Genomic DNA, 18,029 nt, shown 5'->3' with positions numbered 1-18,029 from the left:
CGACTTTTTTCTGGTTAGTACTATATGAAAAGTATTCCAATTTTTATTTGTTTCTGCTTGCTGATTGCCTGCCAACAGGAGCAACCTGCAACCTTGTTTCAGCAGGTTCCAGCAAACAAAACAGGAATCCATTTTTCAAACAATATTGACCCCTATGCAAAAGTTAATATTTTTGATTATTTATATTATTATAATGGAGGAGGTGTAGCGGCAGGCGATATCAATAATGACGGACTGGATGATCTGTATTTTGTTTCCAATCAGCAGTCTAATAAACTGTACCTTAATAAAGGAAATTTACAATTTGAAGACATTACCCAATCGGCCGGAGTCGGTGGAAATGGCAACTGGAACACCGGTGTTACTTTCGCAGATGTAAACAGCGACGGACTGGTTGATCTCTATGTTTGCTCTGTGGGCGGATACAGCAGTTTTACGGGCCGCAATCAATTGTTTATTAATGAGGGGAATAATCATTTTTCCGAACAGGCAGAAAAATATGGACTAGCTATTGAAGGCTTCAATACGCAAGCTGTTTTCTTTGATTATGATCGGGATGGTGATCTGGATTGCTTCCTGGTTAATCATTCTGTTCATTCACCTGCCAGTATGCAGGATTCCAGTATCCGACATAAACCTGATCTGGCTTCAGGAGATAAACTATTTCGAAATGATCGCCTAAATGGGCGGTCAGTTTTTGTAGAAGTCACTAAAGAGGCGGGAATTTTCAGTAGTACAATTGGCTATGGCCTCAATGCAATTGTGGGTGATCTCAACAATGATGGCTGGGAAGATATTTATGTCAGCAATGATTTTCACGAGGAAGATTATTTCTATATAAACCAGCAAAACGGCAGCTTTCAGGAAATAAATAAATCGGCCTTTGCGCATGAAAGCCGTTTCTCCATGGGCAGCGATATGGCGGATGTCAACAATGATGGATGGCTGGATATATTTACAGCAGATATGCTGCCTGACAATGAAAGAATTGTGAAAGAATCTCTTTCGGATGATCCGCTATCTATTTACGAACACAAACAAAGACGGTGGGGATATCACCCCCAGTTTTCAAGAAATGCGCTGCAATTGAATGGAAAGAGCGGTTTGTTATTTTATGATATTGCTTTGTATTCCGGAACAGCTGCATCTGACTGGAGCTGGGCACCTTTACTGGCAGATTTTAATAATGACGGAATAAAGGATTTGTTTATTTCGAATGGTATCCTGAAGCGTCCGAATAATCTTGATTTCCTGAAGTATGCAGGGCACCAGGCCAGTCTGCATGCTCCTGAAGAAATGCGGAAACATGATCGTGATAAACTGGAAAAAATGCCCGAAGGAAAAGTGCCTAATAAAATATATGAAGGAATTGACGGATACAGGTTTACTGAGCAGACGAATAACTGGGGATTTAAGGAAGCAGGCATTTCAACAGGTGCCTGCTATTCAGATCTCGATGGAGACGGAGACCTGGATATAGTTGTAAATAATACCAATTCTCCAGCAGGAATATTTGAAAATAGTTCCAATCTAAAGGGAGGAAAAGCTCTTCAGATCCGGCTCAGAGGGGATAGTCTGAATTCACTTGCATATGGTGCAAAGATTCGGGTAGATGCTGGAAGCAGGCAGTTTTTTCTCCACCTTACTGCTTCGCGCGGATTTCAAAGCGCCTCTTCCAGTTGGCTGCATGTCGGACTTGGGAATGATTCAGTTATTAACCAGTTGATGATTGACTGGCCCAATGGGAAATCGGAACTGTTTAAAGGTCCTTATTCATCCGGGAGACTGTCTCTTTCCATTAGATCCGGTAGGGCTTCAAATAATTCTGCCTGGCCCCGAAAAAATGACGATAAGAAATTTTTGAGAGAGGTTAGAAACACAGGCATTGATTTTGTTCACAAAGAAGATGCCTTTAATGACCTGACTATTCAGGAACTCATGCCTCAAAGACTTTCTACCGAAGGCCCGGCTTTGGCCATTGGAGATATAAACGGGGATGGGTTGGAAGATTTTTTTACAGGTGGTGCAAAAGGACAGGCCGGTAAACTCTATTTGCAAACAAAACAGACTTCCTTTGTTGAAGGAAATAATGAAGTCTTTCTTAAAGATCGGCTCTGTGAAGATGTTGATGCAGTTTTTTTTGATGCAGATGGTGACGGTGATCCTGATCTTTATGTTGTAAGTGGAGGGAATGAATACTTTGAAGGTGCCGTCCCTTTGTATGATCGACTTTATATAAATGATGGTAAAGGAGTTCTTAAGGCCTCCGTAAACCGTCCGGGTGAAGCTATTAATAAAAGTTCTGTGGCTGCAGCTGATATAGATCTGGATGGTGATATGGATTTATTTATTGGGGGTCGATCAGTCGTTGGAAAATATGGACAATCACCAATTTCTTATTTATTACTGAATGACGGAAAAGGAAACTTTAGTCGCCCCCACTCTTCTTTTTCAGCTTCCTCTGATTCAATCGGGATGGTTACAGACGCAGCATTTGCAGACCTGAATAAAGATGGGTGGATGGATCTGGTAGTAGTAGGTGATTGGATGCCGGTGATGGTTTTTATGAACGAAATAGGCCAACTCAAAAAAACTGATTTCCCGGGCATGGCGACTTCAACTGGTTTCTGGAAATCGATTTGTATTGCAGATATCAATCAAGATGGATACCCTGATCTTTTGGCAGGAAATCTGGGGACAAATTCCAAGATCAATGCTACTAACCAATTTCCTTTAATACTCTACCACGGCTCCTTATCAGGTACGCAAAGCTATGATCAACTGCTTGCTGTATATCGCCAGGGACAATATGTAAGTTTTTTTGGAAAGGAGGAACTGGAGAAACGATTTCCTGCCCCTTTACGAAAAAAATATCCCAATTATGCAAGTTTTGCCAATGAATCAATAGAGCAGGTTTTTGGTGATGCATTAAAGAAGCTTAAAAAACTGGAAATCACTGAATTGAGGTCGATGGTTTTTTTAAATGAACCTGGTAAATCATTTAAAGCGAAACCATTACCAGCGCAAATTCAATGGTCAGCTGTATATTCATTTTATCAGACGGATATTAACAAAGATGGCCATCCGGATTTTCTCTGTGGCGGGAATTTTTCTGGTGTGAGTCCATATGAAGGCCAATATGATGCAGGTTATGGTTGGATATTGAAAGGAGACGGTAAAGCTGGATTTAATGTAGCAGGCCATGATGAAACAGGTTGGATAAGTAAAGGAGAATTGAGAAAAATTTCAGGTGGCCGATCAAACACGGCCCGTGAATTCATTTTAATAGCAAGGAATAATCAACCCGTTCAGGTTATAGAAAAAAATCAATAATGAAAAATTTATATCCATGTTTATGCAGTTTATTCCTGTTGTACGCAACATCACAACTTGCAGCGCAGAATAAAAACAATTTTCAACATGCCTATCACCAAACACTGGTGATGAAACTATTTTTATCTATACCAGATGATCAGGGTGGCACGCATGTTTCTCAAAATTTTACCAGTGCATTGCAGATAATTAAGGAAGTTGATCAGCTGACGCTGGAAGTCCCGAAAATTATTTACCTCGTTGGCTGGCAATACAGGGGCCATGATGATCAGTATCCAGCATTTTTTGAAGTAAATCCGGCTTTAAAACGGCAGGAAGATACAACGGCAACGCAGAGCCTCCGCTGGTTGATTAGAGAGGCAAAAAAATATCATACAACGGTAAGTCTGCATATCAATATGACTGATGCATACGAGGATAGTCCACTTTGGACAACCTATGCAGAGAAGGACATGCTTTCTAAAAATGCAGATGGTTCCTTATTGGTTATTGGCAATTACAATGGCAAAAAAGCCTATCAGATCAATTACCAGCGAGAATGGGAAAATAGCTATGCTCAAAAAAGAGTAGATCTGTTATTGGAGCTGCTTCCTGAATTGAAAGAGGCCGGAACAATTCACCTGGATGCGTGGATTGCCAGAGATAGTAAAGGCCATCGGGAATCTTTGGTTAATGAAGCATCTTTTCAGAAACAGCTGGCAGATTATTGGAAAACCAAAGGAATAGATGTTACCACAGAATGGGTAATGGACTACATGCACGGCCGGGTGCCATATTACTGGCACTTTAATGGACGTACACAGGATGATTATTTGAAACAATCAGCCGCAGAGTGCACAGGTAGTAAAATGAATCCGGATTTAAAAAACAGTGATTTTGGATTGGAGTTTTTGTTCGGCACGAGTATGTACGGCGAGAATCATTTCCCGGATAGCCGAAAGAAAACAGATCAATCGAATTGGCAGCAGGCATTCCAACAGGAGTTTTTCCTAAACTTTCTGCAATATGATTTTCTTAACCGCTTGAAACGATTGAACGTAAAAGGTACTGGAATGAATCGGGTTGCTTTTTTTTCAAATGAGGTACAGGTTTCACTCAATGACAGTACAGTACGGCGAAATGAACTTATCTACCGCAGTAAGAACCGGGTATTTTTTCCAGTAAGCTGGCGATCAGATAATAGTTATGCTGTCTATAGTTCTGCTGAACAAAAAATAAATCAGATCGTACCCGAATCATGGAAATCATTCAGTGCTGTTCAAGTCTGGCAGATTACCAAAAATGGACTTGAAAAAGGATCCGTTTTGCCCATTCGGTCCGGACAGCTTAAACTGAATATTAAGGCTCATACTGCAATTTTACTTACGCCTTTGGGGGATAACATTAAAATAGGTGGAGATACTACCATAATTCGCCATAATAAGGTTGAAAAAATTGCAAATCATCCGGCTTATCACCAAACCCTGACTATGAAACTATTTTTGAGCCAGGCTTTATTTGATGGAAAATTTAAGCGCCGGGATAACGGGAAAACTGAAGTTTTCTTAAATGCTGAACAGGCCTTGGAAGTGATTAAAAAAATGGACGCACTCAGTCTGGGAATTCCAAAAATTGTGTATCTGGTAGGATGGCAATATAATGGACATGATTCAGGTTACCCTGCCTGGTTTGAAGCAAACAAAGCATTGAAACGACCGCAGGATACCAGCGCAATGGAAAGTCTGCGCTGGCTGATGAATGAAGCCAAAAAATATCATACCCAGGTAAGTTTACATATCAACATGTTTGATGCCTATGAAGACAGTCCTCTTTGGGATACCTATTTAAAACATAATATTATTGCCCGCAGGAAAGACGGTTCATTACTTGGAGGCGAATGGGGCTATCCTATCAGTTATGCGCAGGAGTGGGCAACGGGTTTCGCACAAAAACGAATCGATAGCCTTTGTTCCCTGCTTCCGATTCAGCAAACAGGAACGGTTCATATTGACGCCTTTCATACATGGCCACCAATTCCTTTGTCAAAGGATGACGGAACATGGGGTGTTGATCTGAAAAAAAAACCTACTAGTCCATATCTTTCTTATACGGTTGCAGATGAAACTGCTGCACAAAAAAATATCTACGCTTACTGGGCTTCAAAAGGAATCGATATTACCAGTGAAGGGGTTGATTTTTTAAGAGGGAAGCCGTTTGAATCCTATCAGTCAATGGCCTGGTGGTTTAATCAGAAAGAATATTATTTAAAATGGCCGGCTTCTATTTATACAGGAGGTGCCGATAAAAGCAGTTGGGGAAAATTATTTGGAACCAGCATGCACGGCGAGGAAATTGTTAAAAAGGATCCTGTCGGGTTAACTGGATTTAAAGAGCAATTTAGTACAAGCTCTGCTATCTGGTATTTCCTAAATCGATTGGAGCGAAAATTTCTGGTAGAAGCCGGCAATATAAAAGAAGTACATTTTTCAGGTAATGTAATCACTCAATTGAAAGGCTCAGATTTCAGTTTGGAGCAGGCAGGTATTAAATTGGCAGATAATGAGAATATATTACTTCCGGCGCTTTGGATACCAGATCCCTCTTTAATTGCCTATAGTAAAGAGGGATATATTAATCGCATCTGGAAACTTCCTGCGAATTTTACAAGGTATAAAAAAGCCTTGTTGTTTGAGGTAGGGCCAGGTGGGCTTCGAAAAATTGGTGAAGAAAAAATAAGGCAGTCGTCTCTTAAACTTTCACTTAATAAAGATCAACAGGTACTGATAAAATTATATTGAATGAGAATAAAAATACAATTGGCTGCATTGGTTTATGCATTGTTGTCATTTTCCGGTTTAGCCAGTGCATCGGCGTCCGACACGCTGATTCACGCTATTGATTTTGGCATTAAACCGGATAGTTATGAAAATGCCAGTCCGGCTATTCAACGCCTCCTGTTGTTTTGCAAAGGGAAGCCAGGGACTACCATTCAGTTGCCCCAGGGTAGAATTGATCTTTGGCCGGATGGAGCAACAAAGAAAGAATTGTACATAAGTAATGGTACGGAGAACGATACGCTTTCCAAAATCCGGTCTATTGGGTTTTATCTGGAGGGTTTTCGGAATCTGAGGATAATTGGTCAAAACACCATAATTGTTTTGCATGGAAAGATGATTTCTTTCGCATTGTTAGATTGCACTAATATAACACTTGAAAGTTTCCGCTTCGATTATGAACGACCCACTATGTCTGAATTCAAAGTGAATTCATTTTCTAATCACCAGGTAGAATTGGAGGTAAATCCAGCTTCCAGGTATACAATTGAAAATGGAAAACTGATTTTGTTTGGCGAAGGCTGGAAATCCAATAGCTACCATACAATTTTATTTCAACCTGAAACAGGGTTAATGAAATATAGCAGTTTTAAAACGCTTCAACAGGCAGTTGCAAAACAGCTGAAATTAAACAACCTAATATTCACCGGCGACTTCTCAAAAAGCGGATGGCAGGTGGGAGATCGATTGTCGGTTCGGGATCCCTATCGTGATAATGTGGGTGGGCTTATCTGGAAATCAACTAATACGCACTTGAAGAACCTGACCATGCATTATATGCATGGCTTAGGGATTGTTTCTCAATTTTCTGAAAATATAACCTTTCAAAATGTTCGTGTTGCTCCTCCGGAGGGGTCTGATCGTATCATTAGTTCTTTTGCGGACTGTTTTCATTTTTCCGGTTGTAAAGGGAAAATTCTGATTGACCATTGTTTTACTTCCGGTTCTCATGATGACCCGATCAATGTACATGGGACTCATCTTAAAATCAGAGAGCAGGTAAATCCAACCACTTTGCACGTGGAATTTATGCACCATCAAACCTATGGAATAGAAGCTTTTTTTAAGGGAGACAGCATTGCCTATATACAGGCTTCAAGTTTATTGCCAGCCGGATTCGGCAAAGTAAAACGTGCTGAAATGATGAATAAAAGAATAATGGAATTGGAAATGGAAATGCCGATACCTGCAGGAATAAATAAGGAATTTGTATTGGAGAATATTAGCTGGACACCAGATCTTACCATCCGAAATTCTCACTTTGAAAGAACCAATACAAGAGGGATTTTGGTTACTACCCGAAAGAAAGTAGTTATTGAAAACAATCGTTTCGTTCGAACCGGAATGCACGCCATTCTGATTGCAAATGATGCATCCAGTTGGTATGAGTCGGGGCCGGTGCAGGATGTACTGATTCAAAACAATCGATTTGAGGAATGCGGATATAACTCTTCTCCTGGAAATTATGTAATAGCCATTGCTCCCGAGAACCATGAGTTGATCCCTAATCGGTTTGTACATCAGAATATCCGGATTCGGAATAATTATTTTAAAGTATATGATTCACCAATTTTAACTGCACGGTCTGTAGATGGCCTTGAGTTTTCTGGAAATACTATTGAGCAGTCTGACCTGCTCCCTAAAACGGAAGGGAAACCCGGATTCCAGTTAACTGGCTGTAAAAATGTAAACATAAGTGATAACAAACTCCTGATACCATGGCAGCCACTGATCAGCATATCTAAAATGGATAAACGTACTATTCAGGCAAAAGGCATGTCGATTCAGTTCAATCAGTAAAAATAATTGTATTCTCATGACAAGAATTTATTTCGCGTATTGTATACTGTTACTATTTGTACCTGTTGCAGGTTTTACTCAGGTTGAAAAATATGGAATTGCAGAACAACCCTGGGAGGAGGCCTTGGGTAATCACAGGGCTGTTCTAAAAGTGAAGGATTCTGCTGAAATAGTTCGCACAATCATACATTGGCGAAGACGTGATGCTGATCCCCGATTGAAACGAATGATTTTGCTGGATGCCAGCGGACGTCAGATAAGGAATATTGTTCCGATAACAATGGATCGGGAAAAAGCGGAGATCCTGTTTCAGCCGCAAAGTGGTGAAGGCATTTATTATCTCTATTATATGCCCTTTATTGGCAAAAAGAATGTAGGCTGGTGGGAAGGAGCTTATCTTAAGCCGGAATCATCTGCTACGGAAGAGTGGCTTGCTACAATTTCAGGGAAAAACAAACATGATGGAACAAATGAACTTCCAATTGCAGCTGTAGAAAAGCTGGAATCCAGAACAGCCTTTGATAGTTTTTATCCCATGGAAGTTTGTGCTACAAAAGAAGAACGGGAAAAATTAGTTACTGCACATGCCGGATCTATGTTATTATTTCCGGAAGATAGAAGATTTCCCATAAGAATGACAACTGATTTGCCTGTCAGATGGATACCCAATGGGCCTTCCCGACATTTCCATGGAACCGCCAGCCGGAATGAATATTATGTATTTCAGATTGGAGTATTTGCTGCTGATACGCTGCTAACCAACGTAAAGGTGAAAAGTAATTTACCCGGCTTTACCTGTTTTAATACAGGCGGGGTGGATGCCAGCGGCCGTGACTTTACCAAACAGGTTAATATTCCCAAAGGTTCAGTTCAGGCTATGTGGATTGGTATTGATATTTCTGAAAAAGCAACTATGACTCCTCTGAATTTTAAGGTATTTGTTGAGTCTGATCAGGCTGCTCCTCAAAGCATTGACGTACGTATCGATATTGATGGTGTGGTATTAGCAGACAGGGGAGATAGTGAACCCTGGCGCCATTCCCGTTTACGATGGCTGAATTCCCGATTGGGTATAAATGATGATATTGTTGAACCATATACACCATTGCAGGTAAAGGGTAAATTAATTCGGGCCAAAACGGCACAGGTTGTATTAAATGATGCCGGATTTCCTGAACAATTGATTGCAGGTAAAACAAAAATCAATGCAGCTCCGATTCAATTCGAAATTCAATCCAAAGTAGGGCTTGAGGTATTGGAAGCCGGTAAGCGTCAGTTCGTTAAAAAAACGAAAGGAACAATCAGCTGGAAACAGGATGCGTCCAACGAAAGATTCCAGTTGACACTCAATGGTACAATGGAATTTGACGGCACACTTCAATATGATATTCAAGTTAAGTCAAAACAGGATCTGGAAATTGAAGATATCCGACTGCTGGTTCCAGTTGACACGTCTGTTTCCCGGTATTTTATGGGAATGGGACTTCCGGGTGGAGCTTGTCCTCAAATACATGACTGGAAATGGAAAGGAGCACAGGATGCTTTTTGGATCGGAGATGTGGATGCGGGACTTCATGTCGAGTTGCAGGGGGCAACATATAATGGCCCTCTACTGAATCTGTATAAACCTGCTCCTCCACCATCCTGGTTTAATGAAAACAAGGGTGGATTTCGTTTGCAAACTAAAAATGGCAGGGTGCTTAATACCATCTATTCCGGACAGCGTTTAATGAAAGCCGGAGAAGAATTGCCATTTAAATTCAAGCTTCTTGTAACACCGGTTAAGAACCTGAATACAAAAGATCAGTTTGTAAACCGATATTACCACAATGGAAATATTCCAGCACCAAAACTCAGTGATCTGGAGAACGGCATTAAAATTACCAATGTTCACCATGCTAATCCAATTAATCCGTATATCAATTATCCTTTTATTGCAGTGGACAGCATGCGCAATTTTGTAAATTATTGGCATGCAAAAGGCTTGAAAGTAAAAATCTATTATACTATTCGTGAATTAACCAACCAGCTGCCTGAATTGTGGGCGCTACGCAGCCTGGGATCTGAAATATTTGGAGACGGAAATGGAGGCGGGTTTCCCTGGTTACAGGAACACCTGATGAGTAATTACAATGTGCAATGGTTTAACAAAATTAACGGGTACGAAGAATGTGATGCTTCCATTTTAACCAGTGGAGAATCGCGCTGGTATAACTATTATATTGAAGGGTTAAGATGGCTTGTGCAAAATCTTGATATTGATGGCTTGTATCTGGATGATGTTTCTTTTGATCGTACCATGTTAAAAAGAATGCGAAAAGTGATGGATCAGGTAAAACCTGGTTGTTTGATTGATCTTCATTCCAATACCGGGTTTTCCAAGGGGCCGGCAACACAATACACAGAGTATTTTCCGTATATCAATAAACTCTGGTTTGGTGAAAGTTTTCAATATGATAAGATGCCACCTGAAAACTGGATGGTGGAAGTCAGTGGTATTCCTTTTGGATTAATGGGTGATATGCTGCATGGCGGAGGTAATCCATGGAAAGGTCCCTTATATGGAATGACAGTTCGGTATCCCTGGGGTACAGAAGGCGTTACCTGCGATCCCAGAGATATCTGGAAGGTATGGGACAATTTTGGAATTCAGGATGCCCGTATGATTGGATACTGGGATCCTGCTAATCCGGTTAGAACAAATAACAAACAATTACTGGCAACAGCATATCAGCGGAAGAACAAACTGCTTGTTTCTGTTGGATCCTGGGCAGAAAATGACTTGCCAATGGAACTTACCATTGATTGGAGGAAAATTGGGCGGATTCCAGCCAGCGTATCAATCATTCAACCAGACATACCAAAGTTTCAGGAAGCGAAGAAGTTTAAACCGGAGGAACCAATCAATATACCTGCCGGTAAAGGAGTGCTCCTTGAAATCAACTATTAATATATGCCGAAGGTGTCATCCCAAACTGTTTATTAAAATCACGCGAAAAATTACTGACCAGGCTGTATCCAACCAGATCAGATACCTCATTCACTTTGTAATTTCCGGAAGCCAATAATTCGGCAGCTTTTTTAAGCCGCGTAATATTTATCAGCTCATTCGGAGTTAAATCTGATATGGCTTTAATTTTCCGGTACAGGGTAGTGCGACTCATATTCATAAGGCGACAAAGCTGATCCACATCCATAGCATGGTCGGTAATCCTTTCTTCAATGGCTGCATTTAGTCGATCCAGAAAATCAATATCTGCTTTGGAGCTTGCCATGCCTCTCAAATGAGTAATTGGCGAGCGTGCAAAATATTCACGTATGATTTTTCGATTATTCAACAGGTTGCTTATCTGTGCCTGCAGGTGCTCAAAGTCAAACGGTTTTTCTATATAGGCATCTGCACCTACTTCAAGTCCTTCTATTTTTGCATTAAGCGTATTTTTTGCAGTCAATAAAATAATCGGAATATGACTGTATTCAATATTTGTTTTTATATGCCGGCATAATTCTATACCATCCATTACGGGCATCATGATATCACTGATGACCAATTGAATATTTTCACCTGCCAGGATGTCAAGCGCCTCTTCACCATTTTTTGCCCTTGATATAAAATAGTTGGCCGTTAACTCTCTTTGTAAAAACACGGCAATTTCCTTATTATCCTCTACCAATAGAATATGCAATTTTGCACTGTTTTCAGCTGGTAATGGGCTAAATTCTGAATTAGCGGCAGTTTCTTCTGCTGTTGCATCCTCCAGAAAATTGATTTCATTTTCCTGATGGATAGGAATTGTTAATTGAAAAATATTCAATGCTCCGTTGGGCTCCTTTAATTCCAGCACTCCTTTATGCAATTCTGCAAGTGATCTTGACAAGGAAAGTCCAATACCGGTACCAGGTTGCTTTTCCGTTTCCTTTAACCGATAAAATGGTTCAAATATTTTTTCTTTCTGCTCTGCCGGTATCAGGTATCCATCGTTGCTTATCTCAATTGTAAATACCGTATCCTCACTATTAAAAGGTAACAGTTTAACCAGTATGGTTGATTTTGAATATTTGATCGCATTATTGATCAGGTTAAGTAGAATTTTGCGAAATGCTTCCGTATCCACATAGGCCTGTAAACTGATTCTGGGTATTTCCAATTTCAAAGAAATCTCTTTTTCTTCTGCTATTGTCCTGAATCCACTAACCAGCTCCTTCAAAAGCGTGGTAATATCGGTTGAGATAAAATTCAAACTAAAATGATTGGCTTCTGCTTTTCTGAAATCCAGGAGCTGATCTGTCAGATCAATTAATCGATTCGTGTTTTTTTTCATCGTCAATAGACTTTCTGTGATAAGTGAATTATTCGTTTGCATCTGAAGTATTTTGTCCAATGGCAATTTAATCATCGTTAATGGTGTCCTGATTTCATGTGCTACATTGGTAAAGAATTCAATTTTGGCATTGTAGATCTCCCGTTCTTTTGCCATTTCCATAGTTTCCAGCCGGCGCTTGTTTTTTTCTGTCCAGGCCAGGTAATAATACCGGATGATCAAACCGGCTATTCCAAATCCTGCCAGCACATAAATTAGATAGGCCCAGCTGCTCGCCCAAAATGGCGGAAGTATGGTTATTTTTAAACGTGTTATTTTTTCATTCCACACTTCACCACTGTTGGATCCCCTTAATAAGAAATTGTAATTCCCGGGTGATAATTTGGTGTAATAGATTCTTCGGTTTGTTTTGATGAAAATCCAGTCTTTATCAACACCTTCCATTTTGTAGGCATACTCATTCATTTCAGGCAGCTTATAACTTAATGCAGCCATATCAATACTGATTGATGAACTGTCATATGGAAGTACAAGACTGCCATTTTCTGTTGCCGCAAATAATCTAGGCTGATTATTTATCTGGATAGCTGTTATTAATACGGGAGGGATGAAATTGTTTTTCGGCAGGGTTTCCGGTTTGAAGCGAATCATCCCTTTTACCGTACCAAAATACATATCCCCCTCGGGCGACCGGTAGGCTGAATTATAATTAAACTGATCAGACAACAAGCCATTTGCTGTATTGTATTGCTTGGTTTGTCCGGTTGCGGGGTCTAATCGCACCAGCCCTTTTGCCGTACTGACCCAGTATTGTTGAATACTATCCTCGAGAATCCGGAATGTCTGATTATTCAGGTAGCCTTCCGTATAGCGGGTAATCTTGCCCGTTTTAGGTTCTAATCGGCAGATCCCGCTTTCTGTACTGAACCAGATATTTTTTTTACTGTCTTCAAATAAATTGTTTACATAGTTATTGGGAATACTCGCCTGATTGAGTGAATCGTGCAGCAGACGCCCGCCTTTTTCAGTAGTATAATTATAGTAGTAAACACCATTCCCATAAGTACAGGCCCAGATAGTACCGCTTTCATCTTCAAATATTGCCTGAATCTGTGTATTGAAAAAAGGCAACTGTGTAAAATTATCTTCTTTACGATTGTATTTAAACAGACCGTTCCAGGTACCTACCAGAATTTCTCCTTTTCCTGTTTTATGCAGGGCAACAATAAAATTCCCTTTTAAATCTGTTGAACCCGGACCATCTTTATAATGACGGATCACTTTTTCCGTTCGTAAATCCATTACATCCAGTCCATGTTCGTAGGTGCCAATCCATAATTCATTTCCAGCAACTGCTAATCCATGAATATTTTGGTAGGAAATACTGCCCCGCCCCATCCCTGGCATAAAATGACGAACCTTGCCCGTTACTGGATCCAATTTATTAAGTCCGGCATCTTCCGTTCCAATCCAGATATATCCGACATCATCTCTGCAGATTTCATGCACCAGATTTCCGCTCAGCTTATTATCGCCACTGATGGGTGAATATTTTTGAAAACTACTCAGTGAACCGGAATAATAATTTACACCCCCAAAAAATGTTCCGATCCAAATTCCGCCTTCCCGATCAGCACAGAATGTGTTTATCACATTATCACTTATTGAATATGGATTGGTAAAATGTTTTTCAATATGATTTCGGATGCCATGACGCAGATCCCAGATATAAATTCCGGTTTCCGTTCCCAGCCAATAACTGGTTGGTGATTGCCTCAAAATTGAATGCACCTGAATATTTCCCGTATGCTGACTTTTTTCAAAGATGTTTTGAATAGTTTGCTGATTTCGATTTAATAACAGCACTTTATTCATGGTTCCAATCAGCAACAGACTGTCATCAATCGGATGCAAATCCTGAATATAGGTGATGGACTGACCATTGATTGCTGTTATATCATAGGTTTCGAACTGGTCCTTCTCCCGGTTGTAGACTTTTACCAACCCGGTAGTGGTAGCCACATATACAGTACCGTTAGCACTGACATGTAAGGCGATTGATTGCATATTATTGGCCTGATAGGCTCGCAGGTCATCCGTGGCGATATTATATTTATAGAGCTGAAAATTGGAAATGATCCAGATGGTATTCGCCGAATCGCCTTTGATATGCCGGACTTCTCCTCTGGGAATTTTTGTGAAAGGGCGAAAGCTTTCAGTTGCTGCATCATATTGGAAAACGCCTTTATACGTTCCCACCCAGATGGTTTCTTTCCTATCTTCATACAAACTCAGAATTGAGTTGCTTCCTATACTGGTAGGATTTTCTGCCTCCTGGCTAAAGATCCTGAAATGCGTTCCATCAAACCGGTTCAGGCCGTTTCTGGTTCCGAACCACATAAAGCCCTTTCTGTCCTGTAAGATGCTGGTAATGGTATTACCAGACAAGCCCTGCTGTACCTGATAATTCTTAAAATAATAAGATTGCGAAAACACGACTTGCACCTGCATGACTCCACATAACACATATGCTACAAATAAATATGCGTGGACTCGTTTAGGCATGCAATTAAAATATACTACGTCTACATAGTTACTGATTTCTGCTTATTTACGAGACACCGTTTTGGAAATTGGCACATTTTGAAAACTAATTGGAACGTACAGATAGGTATTTCTGAAAAACTTGTAGTTGTTTCGTTCAGTAATCTTAAATCAAAACGATTGTTTATGCCAGCTCGATTGCATTGCTGTCTCCGAAGCATTCTCTGCCTCCTGGTCTGTGTTGTTTTTTATTTTCCAGTATTCGCACAGAACCGGGTCATCTCAGGAAAAATCAGTTCAAAAACGGATAATGACCCTTTGGTGGGGGTCACCATTCAGGTGCTGCCATCCGGACAAGTAGCCAGCTCCACCAATGGTGGTCTTTTCTCCATTTCTGCAGGTGAGTCTGATACATTATTGTTTTCCTATGTTGGGTATGAGGACCTGAAACTTCCTGTTGGTGATCAAACCAGTTGGCAGATCAGTCTGGTTGCGATTGATAAAAGTCTGGATGATGTGGTTGTTGTAGGATACGGTACCCAGCGCAAACGGGATCTTACCGGCTCCGTTAGTTCAGTGAGTGGTAAAGAATTCAAATCACTCCCTGTTACCAATGCCGGTGATGCTTTGCAGGGAAGGGCTGCCGGTGTACAGGTGGTTTCATCCGGCGCGCCAGGCAGCAATGCCACCATTAGAATCAGAGGAGTTGGTACCATTAATAACAGTGATCCCTTATTGGTTATTGATGGCGTTCCAACCGATGTTCCGCTTAATACCATCAGTCCGGATGATATTGCTTCCATCGAAATTCTGAAAGATGCATCTGCAGCTGCTATTTATGGTTCAAGAGGTGCTAATGGTGTGGTGCTGATCAGTACGAAACGGGGCATTTCAGGTAAGAATACACTTGAATTCAAAACTTCTTTTGGTAATCAGCAGGCTACCTCATTGGTTGACCTCTTATCTGCATCCCAATTTGCTTCTCTTCATAACGAAATGATGGCGAATAATGGGCAGGCGCAGAATCCGGCATTTGCTGATCCAACTTCACTGGGAAATGGTACCGATTGGCTTGGTGCTTTATTTCGATCTGCCCCCATGCAGAATTATGCGATTTCCTATGCAGGGGGGAACGCCAAATCAACCTATTATGTGGCTGGCTCTGTGCTGGATCAAAAGGGCATTGTGCTGAATACCGATTATCGCCGCTACACCATTCAGATGAATACGGATTCTAAAGTATTTGACTGGTTGCGCTTCGGAAATAACCTCAGTTTCAATCACGATGTAAAAAGAAATGGCTCCTATGATATCCGCGCCACCATGGCGGCACTGCCAACTCAACCTGTCTACAATGAAGATGGTAGTTATGCAGGTCCGGTTGGTCAGCCTTCCTGGGTAGGTGATATTCCCAATCAGATTGGCAAAGCAACACTCAATAAAAACAGGACAAACGGTTACAATATCGTAGGCAATATGTTTGCTGAAATCAGTTTGCTTCCTTCGTTGAAATTCAAAACAACCGGTGGTGTACAGGCATCTTTCTGGGATAACAGAAGCTGGTCCCCTAAATACAACTGGCAACCCATTCCTCAACCGAACTCTTATCTCTACAGTCAGTATAATAAAAGCCTGACCTGGTTATGGGATAATACGTTAACCTATTCCGGTCAAATTGCAGATGATCATTATATAACTGTATTGGCTGGTACCAGTTTGCAAAACAATCGCTACGATTTCATGAATGGTTCCATTCAGCAATTCGCCAGCGATGCCACTCAGCAGTTAAACAATGGCACCACTCTTCCAACCATTGGTGGTAGTGCCAATGAGTGGGCACTTTTCTCTTATATCGGTCGCGTTAATTATGATTTTCAGAAAAAATACCTGATAACTGCGACGGTTCGGCGCGATGGCTCTTCGCGTTTTGGTCCGGCTAACCGATTTGGAACCTTCCCTTCTGCTTCCATAGCCTGGCGGATTTCAGAAGAAGATTTTTTCCAAAATAGGAGTGTTGTAAATGATTTGAAAATAAGAGCAGGATATGGTGTTACTGGAAATCAGAACATCGGAAATTATTCCTTCGCTTCTGTTTTACAAACCGTACAATACAATTTCAATGGTCAGCCTGCTACAGCAATTGTTCCTTTGGCTATTCCAAATCCGGGTGTGCGCTGGGAAAAAGTGGCGCAGGCAAATATAGCAGTGGATGCAAGTCTGTTTAATAACAGGGTAACTGCAACACTGGATGCTTATCTAAAAACTACGAATGATATGCTGGTTCCGATGGCCGTTCCTATTACCACCGGTTATTCTGATATCGTGGTTCCAAGCATCAATCTTGGAAAAGTGGAAAACAGGGGAATAGAACTTACCATCAATACCCGGAATTCGACCGGTGCATTGGAATGGAATACCAGTTTTAATGTATCCTACAATCAGAATAAAATAATCAGTCTCAATGATAGTGTTCCATTATATACCGGAAGTATTGGTTTGAATCAGAACCTTGCCATTCAACATCCGGGAGGCTATCCGATCAATGAATTTTATGGCTTCGTTACGAATGGAATTTTTCAGAACCAGAAAGAAGTGGATGGTTATGCGCAACAGGTTCCGGGTGCTGACCCCAATAATCGAACCTCTCCAGGTGATATAAAATTCCGCGATCTGAATAATGATGGCGTAATTGATGACAATGACCGCACATTCATAGGCAATCCAAATCCAACCTTCATTTTTGCCATGAATAATAGTTTCGCTTATAAAGGATTCGATTTGTCCATTTTCCTTCAGGGCATTGCCGGAAATAAAATCTTTAATGCGAATCGTATATATCAGGAAGGAATGGCTGTGGCACAAAATCAGACTACAGCTGTATTGGATCGCTGGAATGGAGAAGGCAGCAGTTATACTATGCCAAGAGCAGTGTTCAATGATCCAAATAAAAATACCCGGGTATCAGATCGCTTTATTGAGGACGGCTCTTACCTGAGAATTAAGAATATCACCCTGGGTTATACTTTTTCATCTGCACTTATACAAAGATTGAAAATGTCCAGTGCCCGTTTGTATTTCTCCTGTCAAAATCTGGTGACGTTTACAAAATATTCCGGATTTGATCCAGAAGTACCCTCCAGTGGCGTTGATTTAAACGTGTATCCTGTAACAAGAATCATCAGCGGAGGAATTAATATCAGTTTCTAATTTCAAAAAC

Annotated in this window: 6 protein-coding genes; 5 read left to right on the top strand and 1 reads right to left on the bottom strand. The window is 40.8% G+C overall.

Translation table 11 applies throughout. The annotated features are described in order from the left end of the window. The first annotated feature begins 24 nt into the window (after window positions 1-24). Genes B2746_RS18995 through B2746_RS18980 form a run of 4 tightly spaced genes read left to right on the top strand, consistent with a single transcriptional unit; the run spans window position 25 to window position 10,896 of the window. The gene (locus B2746_RS18995; RefSeq protein WP_290797520.1) at window positions 25-3,333 is read left to right on the top strand and encodes a VCBS repeat-containing protein; all 3,309 of its coding nucleotides are present in this window, start codon (window positions 25-27) and stop codon (window positions 3,331-3,333) included. Beyond that, window positions 3,333-6,110: an endo-alpha-N-acetylgalactosaminidase family protein gene (locus tag B2746_RS18990; protein WP_290797517.1), complete on the top strand. Its 2,778-nt coding sequence runs from the start codon at window positions 3,333-3,335 to the stop codon at window positions 6,108-6,110. Before B2746_RS18995 ends, B2746_RS18990 begins: the two co-directional genes overlap by 1 nt. Further along, on the top strand, window positions 6,111-7,946 hold the full coding sequence (locus B2746_RS18985; RefSeq protein WP_290797513.1) for a right-handed parallel beta-helix repeat-containing protein: 1,836 nt from the start codon (window positions 6,111-6,113) through the stop codon (window positions 7,944-7,946). It begins immediately after the preceding gene. A 16-nt stretch (window positions 7,947-7,962) separates the two neighbouring features. After that, window positions 7,963-10,896, top strand: a complete 2,934-nt coding sequence (locus B2746_RS18980; RefSeq protein ID WP_290797510.1) for a glycoside hydrolase domain-containing protein — start codon at window positions 7,963-7,965, stop codon at window positions 10,894-10,896. On the opposite strand, the gene B2746_RS18975 is transcribed toward B2746_RS18980, so the two are convergent. Beyond that, on the bottom strand, window positions 10,886-14,779 hold the full coding sequence (locus B2746_RS18975; protein WP_290797507.1) for a hybrid sensor histidine kinase/response regulator transcription factor: 3,894 nt from the start codon (window positions 14,777-14,779) through the stop codon (window positions 10,886-10,888). The genes B2746_RS18980 and B2746_RS18975 overlap by 11 nt on opposite strands. Before the next feature lie 219 nt (window positions 14,780-14,998). Between B2746_RS18975 and B2746_RS18970 the strand changes: the two genes are divergently transcribed. Then, on the top strand, window positions 14,999-18,019 hold the full coding sequence (locus B2746_RS18970; protein WP_290797504.1) for a SusC/RagA family TonB-linked outer membrane protein: 3,021 nt from the start codon (window positions 14,999-15,001) through the stop codon (window positions 18,017-18,019). Window positions 18,020-18,029: the final 10 nt, after the last annotated feature.

The sequence above is a fragment of the Flavihumibacter sp. UBA7668 genome (assembly GCF_002483205.1).
Taxonomy (GTDB): Bacteria; Bacteroidota; Bacteroidia; order Chitinophagales; family Chitinophagaceae; genus Flavihumibacter.
This window is presented reverse-complemented; position numbering and strand designations above follow the sequence as displayed.